Genomic DNA, 20,221 nt, shown 5'->3' on the forward strand with positions numbered 1-20,221 from the left:
CCAGTCATGCGCTCACTCCCACGGGTGGGCAGCACGGCATGAGTTCGGCAATCAAAGGGGTGCAAATCTCCGCATTGCCGCCACAGCAGTCCTTGATCAGGAACAGTGTCAGTTCGCGGAACACATCGAGCTTTGCACGGTAGATGATTGAACGGCTGTGGCGCTCACCGGAGATCAAGCCAGCCTGTGTCAGCGTTTTGAGATGCGCAGACATGGTGTTTTGCGGCACGTCGACGATCTTCGCCAACTCGCCAACGGGCAGCCCGTCAGGCTCATGTTTGACGAGCAGCCGGAACGTGTCCAGACGAGTGCTCTGTGCGAGTGCGCCCAGCGCAGTGATGGCTTCCAAGTTATCCATATATCCAACCTATTGGATATATGGATACGAGTCAACGCGTTCTTCGAACTTTGAGCGCCTAGTACCTCTTAACAAGAATTTCTATGCCGGCACGACAGCCCGGCCTTCCCGACTGGGTCATCCGGTGTCCGACGGCACATAGAAAAACTCAATCAGAGAAACTCGTCCTCACACGCCCACGACAAATCCAAAAACGCGACTATCACAAATACTACTACTTCCCGTAGCAACAATATTCGGCTAGGACGGTTGCGCAACAAATTGCGCTGCCTTTTCCTGGAGTTCCGCTTTGCCTTTGTAAACCCCGGTCTCGCTTGTTTCACCACGTACGCCCGATAGCGATCGTCGCTGTCGGATCGCAACTCAATGCGTTCGTCGAGGTGACGGTTCGAGACCGGAATGGCATTGCCGACCTGTCGCCGCACAATTGCTTGTGCGGATCGAACCATCACCAACAACGCTGCCAGACCGCGTCCCCTGAACGGGTGCTCAAACCGTCGTCTTGATGGACTTCCAATCGGAAGAACCAGACGACATGTCTCACACATACCTGTTCCAGTGGACCATCAAACCCAAAATCGCGCCGCGTCCCTGGCTCGCCTGCAACCGTTGCCGAGCAGCACGTCCATTCGAGCCGAGCGGCAAGACACGGCTCAATGCCAATGGTCGGCGGCTGGATGCCTGGCTGATCTATCGCTGCTGCAGTTGCGACAGCACCTGGAACCGCCCCATCTTCGAACGCCGCCACATCCGCGATATCGATCCGCACACGCTCAACGCGCTTCAGACCAATGACGAAGCCTGGATCGAGAAGGTCTCTTTCGATCTCGACGGGTTGCGCCGGGATGCGGGGCAGATCGAGGAGTTTTCCGAGGTTCATGTGCAAAAGACGATTCTGAACCCGGCCGCCGAATCATCCCCGCCTCTGGAGATCGTTCTTGACCTGGCGATGAAAACATCGCTGCGAACGGAGCGGTTGCTATCCATGGAACTCGGCCTATCACGCAAGCGTATCGCCATACTTGAAGAGGCAGGCCGCCTCTCCACAGCACCATCGGGCAAGAACGCTCTACGGCGACCGGTGAAGGATGAAATGCGCATCACCATCGATCTTGCCGGCGAAGCCGATCGTAATGCAATCCTCAGCCGCGCCGGGCCTTAGCCGAAGATTGGCTGGGGTCTCGGCCCCGATCAAAGCGTGAAGAGCACGATGACGACAGCAAAGAGGGCTCCGTGCCATCGGCGCCCTCTCCTCGCATTCACAATCTTTAGAACTTTACGCCGATGCCGACGGTGAATTGATGCTGGTCGAAATCGACGTTGTAGCCGCCGACATCCTTGTCGCCATAGTCGTTGTAGCGATATTCGGCCCGACCGAACAGGCTGTCGGTGAAGGCGTAGTCGACACCGGCACCGATCGTCCAGCCATTGAAGGTTTCCTTTTCCTTGGAAGCCCCAGGCACATCGACAAAGCCGCGCGTAATCGCCCAGCCGCTGGTCGCATAGACAAGTGCCTTGTCGTTGACGACGTAACCCAGACGGCCGCGGACGGAACCGGATACATCGGTTCCGGCTTCCGGAGAGGCGCCGAAGATATCGAAGGTCTTGTCGTTCCAGTTATAGCTGACATCGCCTTCGATACCGTAGACCCAATCGCCTTGTTGGTAGTTGAAGCCGGCGAAGGCACCGAGAAGGCCGCCATTGAAATCCTGTGAAGCGCTTCCGCCCGGCGTACTGAAATCGCCATTAAGCCAGCCGCCACCACCCTGTAGACCGACATAACCGCCGGTCCAGACAAAGGTAGGCGCTGCTTCCACGAGGGGCGCCGGCTCGAGGTTTTCGGTCAGATCGGCGGCCGATGCCGCGGGCGCGAAGGCGGCCGCAGCAATGATTGCAACAAGCACATGCCTGATCATCACAGATGCCTCCTGTTGGTCCGATAGAAAGACTACCAACTTATGTAGGGCGCGTCTGCCGAAAAGGCTCGCTGCAGTGCAAGAATAATGAATTGCGCTTTTAAATCAGCTGGTTGGAAAACGTTAACCGGGCCACGTCGGACACCGTGCCCTGCATCATCAGTTACCGACGATACGAGCGCCTTCCAGCCGATCACCCGGCTTGATGCCGAGCCGTTTGACGGTTCCGGCATTGAGTTCCAGCACATAGGCCACCGGCTCACGCGAATCGATGATCGCCTCGGAAAACGGCACGGCATCCTGATGGATCGTCCGCACAGTACCGCTCTTGTCGATGAACAGCATGTCGAGCGCCAGATAGGTGTTCTTCATCCACATCATCACCCGACGGGTATCACCGAAATCGAACAACATTCCGTGATCGGGTGCCATTGAGCGCCGAAACATCAGCCCCTGCTCCCGCTGATCGGCATCGATGGCAAGCTCGACCGTGAACTCATGGATCTTGTTGTCGGCCGTCACCAGCCGCATCCGGTCGCTGGTGAATTGCGCTTCCGCTAGCGCAAAGGCTGCAAACAGTAGCGCCGACAAAAAAAGCGCCGTGGCGGCGCTTCTTGCAGAAAAGGTTCGAGCCATCGACATCAGTGCGAACGGCTTGTCGGTGTTGGGCCATCGGGATGGATCTCGGCCGCCATCAAGCCCTTTTCACCGTCGCCGAAGCGCACGAGAACCACTTGGCCGGGGCGCAGTTCCGTCAGACCGAAACGGCGCAACGTTTCCATATGAACGAAGATATCCTCCGTGCCCTCGCCGCGCGTCAAGAAGCCGAAGCCCTTGGTCCGGTTGAACCACTTGACCAAGACACGTTCGAGGCCGCTCGTCGGCGTTACCTGCACGTGGGTTCTGATCGGCGGCAGTTGCGAGGGATGAATGGCCGTCGACTGATCCATCGACAGAATGCGGAAGGCCTGGTAGCCACGGTCGCGCTTCTGGATGAGAGCCACGACGCGGGCCCCTTCGAGCACCGTCTGATAGCCGTCGCGCCGCAGGCAGGTCACGTGCACCAGCACATCCTGCATGCCGTTATCAGGCACGATGAAGCCAAACCCCTTGGCGACATCGAACCATTTGATCACGCCGGTGATTTCGACGAGGTCGAGGGCGTCGCTGCCAAAGTCGTCATCATGCATGACGTCTTTTGAAGATGTCCTATCCGCCATTCTCTCCCAGCCCCTCGTTTACGCGCGACTACCGACTACGGTTAACTGATTCTTATTGACCAGAATAACATCGTCCCGCCGCTGGTGCGCAAGACCCTCGGCGTATTTTGGCCTGGATCCAATGTAGGGACGCAGCCTTGCCTCTGGCTTGCTGGCAGATAAGTATACGCCATCTTCTTCGAAACAGGGACATTGCAATGCGTTATCTGCACACGATGGTTCGCGTCAAAAATCTGGACGAGGCCTTGAACTTCTATTGCACGCTTTTCGGCCTCAGCGAAATCCGTCGCTACGAGAACGAGAAGGGCCGCTTCACGCTTGTCTTCCTGGCCGCCCCAGGCGATCTCGACCGGGCAAAGGGCGAACTCTCGCCGTGCCTCGAACTCACCTACAATTGGGACAGCGAAGATTATACAGGCGGTCGCAACTTCGGTCACCTGGCCTATGAGGTGGATGACATTTATGGCTTCTGCCAGCACCTGATGGACAACGGCGTAACCATTAACCGCCCGCCACGCGATGGGCACATGGCCTTTGTGCGCTCACCCGACGGTATTTCGATCGAGATCCTGCAGAAGGGCGAGAACCTGGCGGCGCAGGAGCCCTGGGCGTCCATGGCCAACACCGGCGCCTGGTAAGCCTCGCGCAATTCTGGCCGCCGATGATTGACGTCTGCAGCCGGGAGTTTCGGCTTGGCACAGTCGAGTCGCGGATCCGTTGAATTGACGAATGATCCGGGGCCCGGCATCGACACCGGGCCTTCGCATGCTTGGCGCATGTGGGCTCAAGGTTAGCGCCAGTTTACAAATCACGTATCGTTCAGTAACTTTCCGCGCGAAACGTTGATACGGGGTTCTATCCGCGATGTCTCGTGGCGACGCCCCTAACTGTATTTGGCCTAATCCTTCCCGCGGCGATCCGATTGGTCGCCGCGCGAAATTCGTGTTTGTTTGTTCTGGGCGATGTTTCGGAACTGAGACTTAATGCATGGAAAGGCGACGATCTCGCCGATCATGCACGGAGAGCGGGGATAGGACGTTGCAACATCGGGAAACAAGGGGAGCGCTGCTGGCAACTTTCAGCCGCGCAGCCGCGATATCCGTTTCGCTGTTCGCGTTGAGCGGCTGCGTGTCTGCCGTCGCTGATAGCGAAGCAGCAAATGCGTTGAAGGTAGAGGAAGCGCAAGACGCTCTGCAGGTCGCCGATTCGCCCCAGACCGGCGCGACCGTTCGCGACGCTCAAGTGTCGGCGGTTGGCAGCAACCCGCAGGCAGCCCAAGGCAATAGCGCTCTCGCGCCGGGTCAGGCCCCCGCGCAACAGGGTGGGCCGCTGACCATGCAGAGCACGGGCCTGCGTGCGGCCTCATCGAGCATCTATGGCCAGGCTCCGGCCGCGGCCGGTCAAGCGGCGATGGCGGGCGCACAGCCGCAGGCGACGGGCTCCGTCCCGGCCACAGGCGCTGCCCAGCCGAGCATGAACGCAACGACGAACAGCCTCTTCAGCGGCAGCCAAGGACAGGGGCAAATCCAGCCTCAGCCTCAGCCTCAGCCGCAACCCCAGCCGATCATCCAGCCGCAGCAAGGCGCATCGAATGAGACTTCCGGCGCCCCGTCCGATACAGCAGTGATGGCCTATGCCGCCCCGGAAGGCGCTACTCTTCCCGCCTCGGTACCGCTGCCCTTGAGCGCGCAAGCCGCCCTCGGCGGCAAGACATCGCGCGTGCTTCAGCCCGTACAAGCTGTTGAGCAGGCGCAGGCGGCAACAGACGTGGCGACCCAGGCCGCCACGGCCACGCCGAACGCCAAGGCCAGCGAAAGCGGCTCCAAGGAAGTACCGAAGACCTGGACGCTTGCGAGCCTGTTTGCGGGAAAACGCAAGGAGAAACAGCAGCAGGAAACGGCGCGCGCAGCGCAGCCGGCTGAGAAAAAAACCATCACCACCAGCAACGCCAGCCAGCCGCAGATGGCCTCGCTCGCCTATCAGGGCCTGCCCGGCGTCAAGATGAGCCCGCTGTTCAGCGTGGCGCATGAAGACCACGCGGCGGACGAAGAGGACGCACCGGTTCAGGTCGCCTCCCTTTCCGGCTTGGCCCGTCTGGCACCAAGCGGCCTTATCCTGCAGACCGAAAAGGTCGAGGCCGGCTGCTTCAAGCCGGAGCTGATGCAGATGCTCAAACAGGTTGAAACGCATTACGGCCGCCAAGTGATGGTGACTTCGGGCCTGCGCCCGATCAAGGTCAACCGCGCAAAGCAATCCCTCCATACGCGCTGCGAGGCGGCAGACATCCAGGTGAAGGGCGTCAGCAAGTGGGAGTTGGCAGATTTCCTGCGCAGCATTCCCGGGCGCGGTGGCGTTGGAACCTACTGCCACACGGAATCGGTTCATATCGACATCGGCGCCCAGCGCGATTGGAACTGGCGCTGCCGCCGCGGCAAGGGCTGAAGGCAAGCCCTTGTTTCCATGAGCTAATCCGCAGGATCCGTCCATCTTTTCCGGCTTTTGCATTTTTTACAGAAAAATGAAAATTGCCGCTTGCGGTAATCAAATCGCCTGACTATAAGACGCCCACACAGCAAGTGCGCCCTTCGTCTATCGGTTAGGACACCAGATTTTCATTCTGGGAAGAGGGGTTCGACTCCCCTAGGGCGTGCCACTGTGACCCTCCCCTTCAGATGATTTTGTTATTGGTGATCGGCAGTTTCTTGCCGAGAATTCAGCGTGCGCTCGAATATGCGATGCGCACATGCACGCCGAACGGGTGCAGATTTTTCCGTTTCTTTTTCACGGGAAAAGCACACGAATTTTCAGATTCACGCTTGCAGTCTGCAAAGGCGCTGCCTATAAGGCGCCCACACAGCAAGTGCGCCCTTCGTCTATCGGTTAGGACACCAGATTTTCATTCTGGGAAGAGGGGTTCGACTCCCCTAGGGCGTGCCACTGTGATCCCCTCCCCAGCACATTCGTTTCCGTTTTGGCGCCGATTGCATCGACCCATGCCCCTCGGCTTCAGGCATCTGCGCCATGTTCTTAGCCGTTGATTTTTCCTGCATTTTCCCCAGAAAAACCTCAAAAATCCTGACATTAGCGCTTGCAGCCGGCAAAAGCGCTGACTATAAGACGCCCACACAGCAAGTGCGCCCTTCGTCTATCGGTTAGGACACCAGATTTTCATTCTGGGAAGAGGGGTTCGACTCCCCTAGGGCGTGCCACTGTGACCTTCCCCTCGACATTGTTGATGTTCGGCCTGCACGTCTTCGCAGGACCAAAAATAGTCATGCTCCGTCCCGTGGCGCGGAGTACTTCTGCCCCGTCTCTGACGCAGGTTCACAGGAGATGACTGGACTCGATCCCGGCAGATAGTCATGCATTCCAAGCGGCACCGCAGAGCTTGACGGAATATAGATTCAGGCTGCCGGCTACATTGCCTTGGCAGCGTCGCTTACACGCAACTGCACGCGCCGCTGGCCTTGCCAAAGATCGGCCGAAACCGAACCCGCAACATGAATGGATGCGCCACGGCTGGCGAACAGGAAGTCGCCGAGCGGCGTCTCCACGGCCCGAAAGGCGATACCTTCGAGGCGGCTGCCGTCTTGCCCTTCGAGGGTCACCTTGATGTGGTTGGCTCCAACCTGGCGGCAGTCGCGCAGCCGATGCAGGGGGAAGGCGAAGACCGGCTGCGGATGGGCGGAGCCGTAGGGGCCGGCCTGCTCCAGCAGATCGATCAGTTCCAGCGTTGCGCCAGACGCGCCGAGCGCGCCGTCCACCTTCAGCGTCTGCACCGCAACGAGGTCCCGCACGGCTGCTTCAGCCTTCTCCTCAAAGAATTGGCGCAACCGGCCGAGCTTTGCCCGCTCGACCGTCAGGCCTGCGGCCATGGCGTGGCCGCCGCCTTTCACCAACAATCCGCCGTCGACGGCGGCACGAACCATCTTTCCCATGTCGAAACCAGCAATCGACCGACCCGATCCGGTGCCGCGACCATTCGGATCGAAGGCAATGGCAAAGGTCGGGCGACGGAATTTCTCTTTTATTCTCGCCGCGATCAGCCCGACGATACCGGGGTGCCAGTTCTCCCGCGCCGTCACAATGACGGAGGCGCCCTCGCCCGTGCCGTACTCAGCCAGAACCTCGGCCTCGGCCTCGGCCAACATCGCCGCTTCCATCGCCTGCCGCTCGCGGTTGAGCTCGTCGAGCCGTGCCGCAATCGTTTCAGCCGCAGCACTATCGTCCATCGTCAACAGGCGGCTGCCAAGCGCCGCGTCCCCGATGCGCCCGCCCGCATTGATGCGTGGCCCGACCAGAAAGCCGAGATGATATGGCGTCACGGGACCGCCGATCGCCGCCTTGCGCAACAGCGCGGCCAGCCCGACATTGCCCATATGCCGGGCTGCAATCAGCCCCTTGACCACATAGGCGCGATTGAGCCCCTTCAGCGGCACCACATCACAAACGGTTGCGAGTGCCACGAGATCGAGTTGCGCCAGTAGATCGAAAGTCCCAACGCGCGCATCACCAGCGGCGCGCAGCACCCGCACGGCATTGACGAGAACGAGATAGACGACGCCGGCAGCGCAAAGGTGCCCCTGGCCGGAGAGATCGTCCTCGCGGTTGGGATTGACCAGTGCATGGCATGGCGGCAACGTCGAGCCGACCTGGTGATGGTCGATGACGACGACGTCGATACCGCGTTGGGCCGCGACAGCGAGCGATTCATGGCTGGTCGAGCCACAGTCGACGGTGACGATGAGCCTGGCCCCGTTATCGATCAACTGTTCGATCGCCTGTGGGTTGGGGCCATAGCCTTCAAAGATGCGATCGGGGATGTAGATCTCGACCTCGAGCCCGAAATGTTCGAGGAAGCGCGCCATCAGCGCCGAGGATGCAGCGCCATCGACGTCGTAGTCGCCGAAGACCACTACCTTCTCGCGCCTGGATATTGCCAGCGACAGGCGCTCTGCCGCTTTGCGGCAGTCGGTCAAGGTGTCGGGGTCCGGCATCAGCGAGCGAAGCGTCGGGTCGAGGAAGGTCGCGGCATCGTCGAGCGAAACGCCACGGCCGGCCAGCACGCGTCCAATGAGATCGGAATAGCCATGAACCTGGCTGATCGCCAGCGCGCGGTTCTGCCCGGCCTGGTCGAGACGAGAGACCCAGCGCTGACCGCTGATCGATCGCTCGACGCCCAGAAAAGCTCGCTGTATCGGGTCTACCGGTTCTTCCATGCTGTCCACCTGCCTCAATCTCTTCGTTATTAGCGAACAATGCGCGCACGCAAAACCCGGCATGAAAAAGGCCCCACCGACGCCAATGGTCGATGGGGCCCGTTCTCAACAGCTTTGCACCTTGAGCTAGGCTGCCTTCGGCCGCTCGATGCGGATCACCTGCGGCTCGCCGACCAGATAGCCCTCGCTCTTGATCGCGACGATCGCATCGCGCACCGAATGCTCGGCGGTCGCGTGCGTCACCAAAATGATCGTCTGCGGCTCGTCCGATTCCTTCGGGTGCTTGGAATGCTGCATGATCGATTCCAGCGAAATGCCGTTTTCGGCCATGCGCGAAGCAATGCTCGCAAAGACGCCTGTGCGATCGACGACCTTCAGGCGGATGAAGTAGCCGCCTTCGTGGCTCTGGATCTGCGCGCGCTTGTAAGGCAGCAGCGCATTGGTCGGACGACCAAATGCGGGCACATGCTGGGCGCCAGGGCGGCTCTTGGCGATATCGGCGACGTCGCCGAGAACGGCCGACGCCGTCGCGTTGCCGCCGGCACCCGGACCGACCATCAGCAGCTCGCCGAGAATATCGGATTCGATCGCGACCGCATTGGTGACGCCATCGACCTGAGCGATCACCGAATCATAGGGAACCATCGTTGGATGTACGCGCTGCTCGATGCCGCTTTCGGTGCGCTGGGCGACCCCGAGAAGCTTGATCCGGTATCCGAGATCGGCCGCGGCATTGATATCGTCGATGGAGATATTGGTGATGCCTTCGAGATAGATGTCGTCGGCCGCAATCGCCGTGCCGAAGGCAAGGCTCGTCAGGATCGATAGCTTGTGGGCGGTATCGTTGCCTTCGATGTCGAAGGCCGGGTCGGCCTCAGCATAGCCGAGCCTCTGGGCTTCCTTCAGGCAGGCCTCGAAGGACAGACCCTCCTTCTCCATCTTCGTCAGGATGTAGTTGCAGGTGCCGTTCATGATCCCGTAGACGCGCGAGATCGTGTTGCCGGTCATGGATTCGCGCAGCGCCTTGATGACGGGAATGCCGCCAGCAACGGCAGCTTCGTAGTTGAGCAGCGCGCCGTTGTTCTCGGCAATGGCCGCAAGCTCGATGCCATGTGCTGCCAGCAACGCCTTGTTGGCGGTGACGACATGGATACCACGGCCGAGCGCCGTCTTGACCGCAGCATAGGCCGGGTCGCCGGAACCGCCCATCAATTCGATGAAGACATCGATATCGGCATTGGCAGCGAGCGAGACGGCATCGTCGAACCAGGTGGTCTTCGACAGATCGACTCCACGATCCCTGGAGCGGTCACGCGCCGTTACGGCTGTAATTTCGATTGCCCTGCCACATGTCGTTGCCAGCATCTCGTGACGATCCTGGAGGATTCGCACGAGCGAGGCACCGACGGTACCCAAGCCCGCAATGCCAATTTTGAGGGCATCTGCCATAGCCATTTCCTAACATGTGAGGGTCCCCGCCAGAACGGCGGGGCCGTTGCGGTAGGGGCGCGCGCCTGGCACGCCCCCGTCTTTTACCGATGCGCGTTGAGCGAGATGACGTTGTGCATCGTCTCGTCAGCCGTGGACAGGAACTTCTTGATATTGCGTGCCGCCTGACGAATGCGGTGCTCGTTTTCGACGAGCGCCAGACGCACATAGTCGTCACCCTGCTCGCCGAAGCCGATGCCCGGCGCTACGGCCACATCGGCCTTCTCTACAAGCAGCTTTGAGAATTCGAGCGATCCGAGATGACGGAACTTCTCCGGGATCTTGGCCCAGGCAAACATCGTGGCTGCCGGCGGCGGCACGTCGAAGCCGGCCTTGCCGAAGCTTTCGACCATCACGTCGCGACGGCGCTTGTAGATGTTGCGGACCTCGGCGATGTCGCTGCCGTCACCGTTAAGTGCCTGGGTGGCGGCAACCTGGATCGGCGTGAACGCACCATAGTCGAGATAAGACTTCACGCGCGTCAGCGCCGCGATCAACCGCTCGTTGCCGACGGCAAAGCCCATGCGCCAACCGGGCATGGAAAACGTCTTCGACATCGAGGTGAACTCGACCGCGATGTCGATCGCGCCCGGCACCTCGAGCACGGATGGTGGCGGCGCATCGTTGAAGTAGATTTCCGAATAGGCCAGATCCGACAAGACGATGATGTCGTGCTTCTTCGCGAATGCCACGACTTCCTTATAGAAATCGAGCGTCGCAACCTGCGCCGTCGGGTTCGACGGGTAATTGAGGATCAGCGCCAGCGGCTTCGGGATCGAATGGCGAACGGCGCGCTCCAGCGGCCCGAAGAATGTGTCGTCCGGCTCGACCGAGATCGAGCGGATGACGCCACCGGCCATCAGAAAGCCGAAGGCATGGATCGGATAGGTCGGATTAGGGCACAGGATCACGTCGCCCGGCGCGGTGATCGCCTGAGCCATGTTGGCAAAGCCTTCCTTGGAGCCAAGGGTGGCGACGACCTGCGTGTCCGGGTTCAGTTTGACGCCGAAGCGGCGGGCGTAATAGGCGGCCTGGGCACGACGCAGCCCGGGAATGCCCTTCGACGACGAATAACGATGCGTGCGCGGGTCCTGAACGGCCTCGCAGAGCTTGTCGACAATCGACTGCGGAGTGGGAAGATCCGGATTGCCCATGCCGAGGTCGATGATGTCAGCACCGGCCGCTCGCGCGCTTGCTTTCAAACGGTTGACCTGTTCGAAAACATAAGGCGGCAAACGCCGGACTTTGTGAAACTCTTCCATCTCCAAACCTCGTTTGGCGCACGTATCCGCCAGCGGTTGGCCGTCGCGAAAACATGCGCTTTGGTGAACGGCCGTCATTGCGGCCATTGAACGCTTTGCGTCCAAATCACCTGAAACGCAAGTGCTAATTCGTGATCTGTTTCAACGTGTCGGAGCCGTGGTCTTCGGCAAGCTTTCGCATTTCCTTCATGCGACGCTGATACTCCGCTTCGGAGATGGAGCCGGATTTGCGCGCGGCACCGAGCGCGGACAGCCGCGCCTGCATATCGGCGGCTTCCTGATTGGTCATCTGCTGCGTTGCCGCAGGCTTCTGACCGTAGACGGAGGGATAATTTTCGAAATCGGTCTTCTGGCTGTTGCAGCCCGCAAGCGTGCCGAGGAGAATGATCCCGGCAACCCAGGTGATGGAGCGCTGTTTTCCGACGGCGAGCATACTGGCAAAGACCTCTGTTTTCGTGGCGCGACGATGCGCTAGCCCTTGTAATCATTTTCGGGCAGAATGTAAAAATACAAAACAAACAAGATGCTGTGGAGGAAACCGGGTGACAGCAGACAGGAATGCCGAAGGCAAGGACGGCTTTGCTGGCTTCGACCCGAAGTCCGTTGAACCCTACATCGTCAAGGATCCCGAAGGCCTCGCGGTCAACCTTGCCCGCGCAATGGAGCAGCTCGGCAAGGCGGCCTCAGCCTGGCTTGCGCCGCGCGAAACCGGCGAAAAATCCGACGTCTTCTCCGAACCTGTCACCGACATGGTCAAAACCCTCTCCAGGGTTTCCGAGTATTGGCTTTCCGATCCACGCCGGACGCTCGAAGCCCAGACCCATCTGATGGGCAGTTTCTTCGAGATGTGGTCTCGAACCTTGCATCGCATGTCCGGTGATGTTGTCGCCACCGATCCCGTGAGCTTGCAGCGCACCGACAAGCGCTTCGCCGACGAGGACTGGGTAAAAAACCCGTTCTTCGATTTCGTCCGGCAGGCCTATTTCATCACGTCGGACTGGGCTGACAAGATGGTGCGCGACGCGGAAGGGCTGGACGACCACACCAAACACAAGGCTGCCTTTTACGTCAGGCAGATTTCGAGTGCGCTCTCTCCGACCAATTTCGTCACCACCAACCCTCAGCTCTACCGGGAAACGGTTGCGACGAGCGGCGCCAATCTCGTCAAGGGCATGCAAATGTTTGCCGAGGACGTGGTGGCCGGTCGCGGCGATCTCAGGATGCGCCAGACCGATACCAGCAAATTCGCGATCGGCGAAAACATCGCGATCACCCCCGGCAAGGTGGTCGCGCAGAGCGACGTCTGCCAGGTGATCCAGTACGAGGCCTCGACGGAAACGGTGCTCAAGCGTCCGCTGTTGATCTGCCCGCCCTGGATCAACAAGTTCTACGTGCTCGACCTCAACCCGCAGAAATCCTACATCAAGTGGGCGGTCGATCAGGGACACACGGTGTTCGTCATCTCCTGGGTCAATCCGGACGAGCGGCATGCGGCCAAGGATTGGGAAGCCTATGCCCGCGAAGGCATCGGCTTTGCGCTCGACACCGTCGAACAGGCGACCGGCGAACGGGACGTGAATGCCATCGGCTATTGCGTCGGTGGAACGCTATTGGCCGCAACACTGGCGCTCCATGCCGCAGAGGGCGACGAGCGCATCCGCTCGGCAACGCTGTTTACCACCCAGGTCGACTTCACTCACGCCGGTGATCTCAAGGTCTTCGTCGACGAAGACCAGATCAGCCAGATGGAAGCCAACATGCGGGTGGCCGGCTATCTCGACGGCTCGAAAATGGCGACCGCGTTCAACATGCTGCGCGCCTCCGAACTGATCTGGCCCTACTTCGTCAACAACTACCTCAAGGGGCAGGAGCCCCTGCCCTTCGACCTGCTCTACTGGAATTCCGATTCGACCCGGATGCCGGCGGCCAACCATTCGTTCTACCTGCGCAACTGCTACCTGGAAAACCGTCTGTCGAAGGGCGAGATGATGCTGGCCGGCAAGCAGGTATCGCTGGGTGACGTCAAGATCCCGATCTACAACCTGGCAACCAAGGAAGACCATATCGCTCCGCCGCGCTCCGTTTTCCTCGGCAGTTCCTCCTTCGGTGGCAAGGTCACATACGTGCTTTCCGGCTCGGGCCACATCGCCGGCGTCGTGAACCCACCGGACAAGGGCAAGTACCAGTTCTGGACCGGCGGTCCTCCCAAGGGAGAGTTCGACGATTGGGTCAAAACGGCCACGGAGACCCCCGGGTCCTGGTGGCCGCACTGGCATCAGTGGATCGAAAAGCTGGACAAGAAGCGCGTGCCCGCGCGCAAGCCCGGCGGCACGCTCAACACGCTGGAAGAGGCGCCCGGCTCCTATGTGCGCGCCCGCGCCTGACCAAAGTGTGAACAGATCTTGATTTTCGATCGGCCACTCGTGCCCGCCACGCTCGTGCAGCGCTACAAACGCTTTCTATTCGACGCTCTCCTCGCCGATGGTACGGCATTGACCGGCTCATGCCCCAACACCGGGTCGATGCGCGGACTGACGACGCCGGGTTCGCGCATCTGGATGTCGGAGCATGATAGCCCGACGCGCAAGTACCGGCAGATGCTCGAAATCGTCGAGGCGGATGGTACGCTGGTCGGCATCAACACCGGCCTGCCCAACCGTCTGGCGGAAGAGGCCATTCGGCTCGGACTTGTCGCCGACCTTCATCTCTACGAGAACCTCGCCCGCGAGCAGAAATACGGGCGCAATTCGCGAATCGACATTCTCTTGAGCGACAGCCTGCGCGGTCTTGCCTATGTCGAGGTGAAGAATGTGCATTTCAGTCGCAACCCTGGCGTGGCCGAGTTTCCCGACAGCCCGACTGCACGTGGCGCCAAGCACCTCGAAGAACTGGGAGACATGGTCGAAGCCGGCCATCGCGCGATCATGGTCTACCTAGTGCAGCGCAGCGATTGCGATCACCTGCAGATCTGCCGCGACTACGCCCCTGTATATGCCGCTGCCTTCGATCGTGCCATGACCAGAGGTGTCGAGGCCTATGCGGTGAAATGCCTGGTATCGCCCTCCGAGATAGCACCGATCGGCTTGATCGCAATCGATGAGGCAGGTGCCAGCGCTATTCGCAACTTCGCCTGAGTTACCGATTTGGCACGCACGGCATCGCCAACCCTTAGCAACCTGCAACATTCTACGGATAGGCGCAGGCATTGATCCGCGTTAGGCTTGCCGATCTGCTTAGCGGAAGATCGCGGCTGCGAAATACTGTGCGCTGCGCCCTATATCAGTCCCTCAAGGTGCACGGCAGTGGACGAGGCTGCCCCTGCTGGATTATGAAATTCGACAGGAAACAACTGAAAGTTCTGGAATGGTGACTTACATCGAGGCAGGGTCCGCGCCCTATAAGAACACCGGCGTCATCCGCCTCTACGGACCGGAGGGGTTCGAAGGTATGCGCAAGGCCTGTCAGGTGACGGCGCGTTGCCTCGACGAACTGGTGTCGCGCGTTCGGCCCGGGGTGACGACCGAGGAGATCGACCGCTTCGTCTTCGAGTTCGGCATGGACAACGGCGCGCTTCCGGCAACGCTGAACTACCGCGGCTATACCAAGTCGTCCTGCACCTCGATCAACCACGTTGTCTGCCACGGTATTCCGAACGACAAGCCGCTTCGCGACGGCGATATCGTCAATATCGACGTGACCTATGTGATCGATGGCTGGCACGGCGATTCCAGCCGCATGTATCCGGTCGGCGAGATCAAACGTGCCGCCGAGCGGCTTCTCGACGTGACGCATGAGTGCCTGATGCGCGGCATTGCCGCCGTGCGTCCTGGCGCCCGCACCGGCGCGATCGGCGAAGCCATCCAGGCCTATGCCGAAGCCGAACGGTGCTCGGTCGTACGCGACTTCTGCGGACACGGCGTCGGCCGGCTTTTCCACGACGCTCCCAACATCCTGCATTACGGCCGCGCCAACGAGGGGCCGGAACTGCGCGAAGGCATGATCTTCACCATCGAGCCGATGATCAATCTCGGTCGCCCGCACGTGAAGGTGCTTGCCGATGGCTGGACGGCGGTAACACGCGACCGTTCTCTCTCGGCGCAGTACGAGCATACGGTCGGCGTCACGGCTGATGGCTGCGAGATCTTCACGCTCTCGCCGGCCGGCCTCTTCAAGCCTGACATGGCCGCCATGGGCGCCGCATGAAGAAAAACTCCCGCTCATCCGCAGGCGATGCGACGCAGCCGGCGGACGAACGGTCGTTTTTTGCGGATCTGCAGCCGCAGGACGCGCATGTCTCAGACGCGGCAGCTCAGGCGGTCGAGGCGCACTATCTTGGCCACCGTGATCGGCTGCGAACACGGTATCGCGAGCACGGCGACGCCGCGCTTGCCGACTACGAACTCCTCGAAATGCTGCTGTTCCGGCTTATCCCGCGCAAGGATACCAAGCCGATTGCCAAGGCGCTGCTGACGCGCTTTGGCACGCTTGCCGGTGTATTCGGCGCACCGCTCCCGTTGCTGCAGGAGGTCAAGGGTGTTGGCGAATCGGTCGCGCTCGACCTGAAGCTCGTCTCGACGATCGGGCACCGAACGCTGAAGAGTGACCTGCGCAAGAAGCACATTCTCTCGTCCTGGTCGGCGGTGATCGAATATTGCCACGCGGCTATGGCCTATGAGACCAAGGAGCAATTCCGGATATTATTCCTCGACAAGCGTAATGCGTTGATTGCCGACGAGGTCCAGCAGACGGGCACGATCGACCACACGCCTGTCTATCCGCGCGAGGTCGTCAAGCGCGCACTCGAATTGTCGGCAACCGCGATCATCCTTGCGCATAATCACCCCTCAGGCGACCCCACGCCGTCGCGGGCGGATATCGACATGACCAAGCTGATCGTCGAGACAGCCAAGCCGCTCGGCATTGCGGTGCACGATCACATCATCATCGGCAAGGACGGCCATGTAAGCCTGAAGGGGCTGCGCCTCTTCTAGAGCGTTTCCGATTTGGACGGAATCGCACAAACGCTTTTTTACGCATTTCCTGATGGAAAACCGCTTCGCACTTTTCCTGGAAATGCTCTAGCCGCCGGGCTTTGCAATCAAAGCCATCGGGCGCGGCGGAAGAAGCGATACAGCGTCAGGCAGAGCCCGATGATCACGGCCAGCACCACGAAATAACCGTAGCGGAATTTAAGCTCCGGCATGTCGTCGAAGTTCATCCCGTAGATACCGGCAATTGCCGTCGGCACTGCAAGGATAGCTGCCCAGGAGGCAAGCTTGCGGGAGATCTCCGTCTGCTCGGATTGGCCGATCATCAAGCTGGCTTCAAAGGTGAAGGCCAGAACCTCGCGCAACGCATCGATATCTTCCTGCACGCGGCGGACATGGTCGGTCACATCGCGAAACAGCGGTTGCAGTGCCGCCTCCATGCCGGGCAGATCGATATGCTCGTGCCGCCGGCAGACATCGACCAGCGGCACGGCGGCATTGCGAAGCCTGAGCAGGTTGCGCCGGAGCAGATAGAGCCGTTCGATATCCGCCTTCTCCAGCCGTTGGCGAAGCAGACGATCCTCGAGCCGTTCGACTTCCTCGTGAATGGCCTCGATTACCGGCATGTAATTGTCGACGATGAAATCGAGGATCGAATACAGGATATAGTTCTCACCATGAGCAAGGGCAGCGGGTGACGCTTCGCATCGCTGCCGCACGGCCATATAGGAGGTCGAGGCGCCGTGGCGAACCGAGACGACGTAGCCGCGCCCGACGAAGAGATGCGTTTCGCCGAACGCGATTTCGACTCCGACCATATGAGCGGTGCGGGCAACGACGAAAATCGAATCGCCATAGATCTCAAGTTTAGGACGTTGATGCGCCTTGCAGGCGTCTTCGATCGCCAGGTCATGCAGATCGAACTCGCGCTGCACCTGGCGAAGCAACGCAGCATCCGGTTCATGGAGACCGATCCAGATGACGGCATTCGGGCGGTTTCGCCATTTGCTCGCATCTTCCACCTGAATGTCCTGGATGCGCACGCCGTTTTCGTAGACCGCAGCGGCGATCACGCCCTGCCTGTCCTCCCCATGCGGCGGTTCCGTGGTGCGCGAATAGTCCGAGCTTGGCTCGTTCATCAGGTCGAACGCCATAGAAGACCTCCCATGCCCGCATGAATTCCATGCACCGGTATGCTATTGGGTCATCGAGCATACGCGTATTTCGTCATATTCGCACCCAACAGGTTTCAAAGACGAAAACCACTTCATCAAACTGTGCGATTGACGATATAGACGCATGCGAGCGAGACTTTTCGCAGCGCACAACGATTCTTCCTTTTTTACGGAAATGCCCATGAACCAGTTCGATCTCATCGTCGTCGGAAGCGGACCCGCCGGCCGCCGTGGCGCCATCCAGGCCGCCAAGCTCGGCAAGAAGGTTCTCGTCATCGAACAGGGCAAACGCGTCGGCGGCGTTTCCGTGCACACGGGCACGATCCCGTCGAAGACCCTGCGCGAAACGGCGCTCAATCTCTCGGGTTGGCGCGAACGCGGCTTTTACGGCCGCTCTTACCGCGTCAAGGAGGAGATCAGCGCCGAGGATCTGCGCCAGCGACTGATCATCACCCTCAATCATGAGGTTGAGGTTCTCGAACACCAGTTTGCCCGCAACCGCGTGCAGCAGATGCGCGGCAAGGCAAGTTTCGTCGATCAGACCACGCTTGAAGTGGTCAAGGACGACGGCGAGACTTTGCTCGTTTCGGCGACCAGCATCATGCTTGCCGTCGGCACGAAGCCATTCCGTCCGGACTACATGCCCTTCGACGGCAAGACCGTGCTCGACAGCGACGAGCTGCTCGATATCTCGCAGTTGCCGCGCTCGCTCGTGGTGATCGGCGCCGGCGTCGTCGGCATCGAATATGCGACGATATTCAGTGCGCTAGACACGCAAGTGACGGTGATCGACCCGAAGACGACGATGCTCGACTTCATCGACAAGGAGATTGTCGAGGACTTCACCTATCAATTGCGCGACCGCAACATGAAACTCCATCTCGGGCAGAAGGCGGAAAAGGTCGAACGGCTCGACGATGGTAAGGTTCTGCTGACGCTCGACAACGGCCGCAGGATCGTGACCGACATGGTGCTCTTTGCCGCCGGCCGCATGGGCGCGACCGACACGCTCAATCTTCCGGCCGCCGGGCTCGAAGCCGACAGCCGCGGTCGGCTCAAGGTCAATCCCGAAACCTTCCAGACCTCAGTGCCCAACATCTACGCCGCCGGCGACGTGGTCGGCTTCCCGAGCCTTGCCTCGACTTCGATGGAACAGGGACGCATTGCTGCTCGCGTCGCAGTCGGCGCCATCGCCATGGAGCCGCAAAAATACTTCCCTTACGGCATCTATGCCGTTCCGGAAATCTCCACCTGCGGCCTTTCAGAAGAGGAGGTCAAGGAGCGCGGCATTGCCTATGAATGCGGCATTGCGCGCTTTCGCGAAACCTCGCGCGGCCACATCATGGGGCTCGACTCCGGTCTTTTGAAGATGATCTTTTCGCTAAAGACGCGCCGCCTGCTCGGCGTGCACATCCTCGGTGAAGGCGCGACCGAGCTGGTTCATATCGGCCAGGCCGTGCTGAACCTCAAGGGCACCGTCGAGTACTTTGTCGAGAACACGTTCAACTATCCGACGCTTGCCGAAGCCTACAAGATTGCCGGCCTCGACGCCTGGAACCGCATGGGCGAGATCAAGCCGACGGCTTAAAATGCCGCGAGGCCGGCCAGGTCGGCCCCGAACAAACCGCCGCGAATCAGATAGCCTCGCCGCCCTGACGTCGCCAAATCCGGCCACTTGAGAACGGCATCAAGTGATCGGCCTGGGCTTCGTTTTCACGCATACGGCCCGAATATGCTGCGCATCGTCGGGCCGTGTTTTGGCGAGCGATTGAGCATGGCACTACGCATCCTCTCCCAGAATGCCTGGGGCGGCAAGCTGCATGCGCCGCTGATACCGTATCTTGTCGAAGTCAACGCAGACATCCTGTGTCTGCAGGAGGTCGTGCGCTCTCCGGAGACGAGGTCAGAGTGGCTCCTTTACCGCGATCGCGATGTCGAGCTGCCGCAGCGCGCCAATCTCTTCGACGAGATCTGCGCAGCCCTGCCTGATCATGACGGGTATTTCTGCCCGACGTCGAGAGGCGAGCTTTCCGATGGCGATCGTATGGTCCATTCCGAATTCGGATTGGCGACATTCGTGCGCAAATCCTTTCCCGTCATCGGCCAGGCGCTCGATTTCGTCCATGGCGAGTTTTCGCCCGACGGTTGGGGCGAACATCCGCGCGCCCGAAATGCCCACTGCCTCCGCCTCTTCAACTATGAGCATGGCTTTTCCATAACCATCGCGCAGATGCACGGCCTGCGGACCACGAACGGCAAGGGCGACACGCCGGAGCGGCAGGCGCAGGCGGATGCGCTGGTACAACTTATCGGCCGCATTTGGCCCGGAAACGAAAGGCTCGTCGTCTGCGGCGATTTCAATGTCCTGCCTGAAAGCGCAACCTTTGCGGCGCTCGGCAGTCTCGGCCTGTCCGATCTCGTCACCGGTCGAGGTCACACGGATACACGCACATCGCACTACGGCAAATCAGGGCGTTACGCCGATTACATGCTGGCCACGCCGGATGTCGATGTCATCAGCTTCGACGTTGTCGAACAACCGGAAGTCTCGGATCACCGGGCGTTGCTGCTCGATCTTCGGTAAAGCAAAACGTC

18 protein-coding genes and 3 tRNA genes are annotated in these 20,221 nt (G+C 60.2%); 12 read left to right on the plus strand and 9 right to left on the minus strand.

Annotated features, from left to right (window positions below; translation table 11 throughout):
• Positions 1-4 precede the first annotated feature (4 nt).
• Positions 5-358 carry a helix-turn-helix transcriptional regulator gene (locus C6558_RS21170; RefSeq protein WP_025426889.1) on the minus strand — a complete coding sequence of 118 codons (354 nt, stop codon included), beginning with the start codon at positions 356-358 and terminating at the stop codon, positions 5-7.
• A 535-nt stretch (positions 359-893) separates the two neighbouring features.
• Between C6558_RS21170 and C6558_RS21175 the strand changes: the two genes are divergently transcribed.
• On the plus strand, positions 894-1,520 hold the full coding sequence (locus C6558_RS21175; RefSeq protein WP_084814392.1) for a DUF1062 domain-containing protein: 627 nt from the start codon (positions 894-896) through the stop codon (positions 1,518-1,520).
• A gap of 106 nt (positions 1,521-1,626) precedes the next feature.
• Here C6558_RS21175 and C6558_RS21180 read toward each other — a convergent pair whose 3' ends face one another.
• The 3 genes from C6558_RS21180 to C6558_RS21190 all read right to left on the minus strand — a co-directional run bounded on the left by C6558_RS21180 (position 1,627) and on the right by C6558_RS21190 (position 3,494).
• Positions 1,627-2,274: an outer membrane protein gene (locus C6558_RS21180; RefSeq protein ID WP_025426887.1), complete on the minus strand. Its 648-nt coding sequence runs from the start codon at positions 2,272-2,274 to the stop codon at positions 1,627-1,629.
• 159 nt (positions 2,275-2,433) lie between these two features.
• Complete coding sequence (locus C6558_RS21185) at positions 2,434-2,916, minus strand: DUF192 domain-containing protein (protein WP_025426886.1); 483 nt, start codon at positions 2,914-2,916, stop codon at positions 2,434-2,436.
• The gene (locus C6558_RS21190) at positions 2,916-3,494 is read right to left on the minus strand and encodes a cold-shock protein (protein ID WP_025426885.1); all 579 of its coding nucleotides are present in this window, start codon (positions 3,492-3,494) and stop codon (positions 2,916-2,918) included. The genes C6558_RS21185 and C6558_RS21190 overlap by 1 nt, the downstream gene beginning before the upstream one ends.
• 197 nt (positions 3,495-3,691) lie before the next feature.
• Here C6558_RS21190 and C6558_RS21195 point away from each other — a divergent pair, with 197 nt between their 5' ends.
• The 5 genes from C6558_RS21195 to C6558_RS21215 all read left to right on the plus strand — a co-directional run bounded on the left by C6558_RS21195 (position 3,692) and on the right by C6558_RS21215 (position 6,703).
• Positions 3,692-4,132: a VOC family protein gene (locus C6558_RS21195; RefSeq protein ID WP_025426884.1), complete on the plus strand. Its 441-nt coding sequence runs from the start codon at positions 3,692-3,694 to the stop codon at positions 4,130-4,132.
• A gap of 400 nt (positions 4,133-4,532) precedes the next feature.
• Complete coding sequence (locus tag C6558_RS21200; RefSeq protein WP_057205016.1) at positions 4,533-5,936, plus strand: YcbK family protein; 1,404 nt, start codon at positions 4,533-4,535, stop codon at positions 5,934-5,936.
• A 136-nt stretch (positions 5,937-6,072) separates the two neighbouring features.
• Positions 6,073-6,147: transfer RNA gene (locus C6558_RS21205), tRNA-Glu, on the plus strand.
• A 209-nt stretch (positions 6,148-6,356) separates the two neighbouring features.
• Positions 6,357-6,431, plus strand: a tRNA-Glu gene (locus tag C6558_RS21210).
• Positions 6,432-6,628: 197 nt separating this feature from the next.
• Positions 6,629-6,703: transfer RNA gene (locus C6558_RS21215), tRNA-Glu, on the plus strand.
• 207 nt (positions 6,704-6,910) lie between these two features.
• Here C6558_RS21215 and recJ read toward each other — a convergent pair.
• The 4 genes from recJ to C6558_RS21235 form a co-directional block, all read right to left on the minus strand.
• Positions 6,911-8,713 (minus strand): single-stranded-DNA-specific exonuclease RecJ, encoded by a 1,803-nt coding sequence (gene recJ, locus C6558_RS21220; protein ID WP_057205021.1) that lies wholly within the window; start codon positions 8,711-8,713, stop codon positions 6,911-6,913.
• A 126-nt stretch (positions 8,714-8,839) separates the two neighbouring features.
• A complete protein-coding gene (locus C6558_RS21225; RefSeq protein WP_025426881.1) occupies positions 8,840-10,162 on the minus strand; it encodes a homoserine dehydrogenase in 1,323 nt (440 codons plus the stop codon).
• An 83-nt stretch (positions 10,163-10,245) separates the two neighbouring features.
• Positions 10,246-11,463, minus strand: a complete 1,218-nt coding sequence (locus tag C6558_RS21230) for an LL-diaminopimelate aminotransferase (RefSeq protein WP_025426880.1) — start codon at positions 11,461-11,463, stop codon at positions 10,246-10,248.
• A 124-nt stretch (positions 11,464-11,587) separates the two neighbouring features.
• On the minus strand, positions 11,588-11,896 hold the full coding sequence (locus tag C6558_RS21235) for a hypothetical protein (protein WP_025426879.1): 309 nt from the start codon (positions 11,894-11,896) through the stop codon (positions 11,588-11,590).
• Between the two features lie 109 nt (positions 11,897-12,005).
• Between C6558_RS21235 and phaC the strand changes: the two genes are divergently transcribed.
• The 4 genes from phaC (at position 12,006) to radC (ending at position 16,454) form a co-directional block, all read left to right on the plus strand.
• The gene (gene phaC / locus C6558_RS21240) at positions 12,006-13,847 is read left to right on the plus strand and encodes a poly(3-hydroxyalkanoate) polymerase subunit PhaC (protein WP_025426878.1); all 1,842 of its coding nucleotides are present in this window, start codon (positions 12,006-12,008) and stop codon (positions 13,845-13,847) included.
• 18 nt (positions 13,848-13,865) lie between these two features.
• Positions 13,866-14,597: a DNA/RNA nuclease SfsA gene (gene sfsA, locus C6558_RS21245; protein ID WP_107027686.1), complete on the plus strand. Its 732-nt coding sequence runs from the start codon at positions 13,866-13,868 to the stop codon at positions 14,595-14,597.
• A gap of 229 nt (positions 14,598-14,826) precedes the next feature.
• Complete coding sequence (gene map / locus C6558_RS21250) at positions 14,827-15,666, plus strand: type I methionyl aminopeptidase (RefSeq protein ID WP_057205024.1); 840 nt, start codon at positions 14,827-14,829, stop codon at positions 15,664-15,666.
• The gene (gene radC, locus C6558_RS21255) at positions 15,663-16,454 is read left to right on the plus strand and encodes a DNA repair protein RadC (protein ID WP_025426875.1); all 792 of its coding nucleotides are present in this window, start codon (positions 15,663-15,665) and stop codon (positions 16,452-16,454) included. The genes map and radC overlap by 4 nt, the downstream gene beginning before the upstream one ends.
• 107 nt (positions 16,455-16,561) lie before the next feature.
• Here radC and C6558_RS21260 read toward each other — a convergent pair whose 3' ends face one another.
• Positions 16,562-17,590 carry a CorA family divalent cation transporter gene (locus C6558_RS21260; protein WP_038576918.1) on the minus strand — a complete coding sequence of 343 codons (1,029 nt, stop codon included), beginning with the start codon at positions 17,588-17,590 and terminating at the stop codon, positions 16,562-16,564.
• Between the two features lie 217 nt (positions 17,591-17,807).
• Between C6558_RS21260 and sthA the strand changes: the two genes are divergently transcribed.
• Both sthA and C6558_RS21270 read left to right on the plus strand, forming a co-directional pair.
• Positions 17,808-19,214, plus strand: a complete 1,407-nt coding sequence (gene sthA / locus C6558_RS21265) for a Si-specific NAD(P)(+) transhydrogenase (RefSeq protein ID WP_025426873.1) — start codon at positions 17,808-17,810, stop codon at positions 19,212-19,214.
• Between the two features lie 186 nt (positions 19,215-19,400).
• Positions 19,401-20,210, plus strand: coding sequence for an endonuclease/exonuclease/phosphatase family protein (locus C6558_RS21270; protein ID WP_084814396.1), 810 nt, complete (start codon positions 19,401-19,403; stop codon positions 20,208-20,210).
• Positions 20,211-20,221: the final 11 nt, after the last annotated feature.

The organism is Ensifer sp. NM-2, assembly GCF_003024455.1.
In the GTDB taxonomy this organism is placed as follows: Bacteria; Pseudomonadota; Alphaproteobacteria; order Rhizobiales; family Rhizobiaceae; genus Ensifer; species Ensifer canadensis.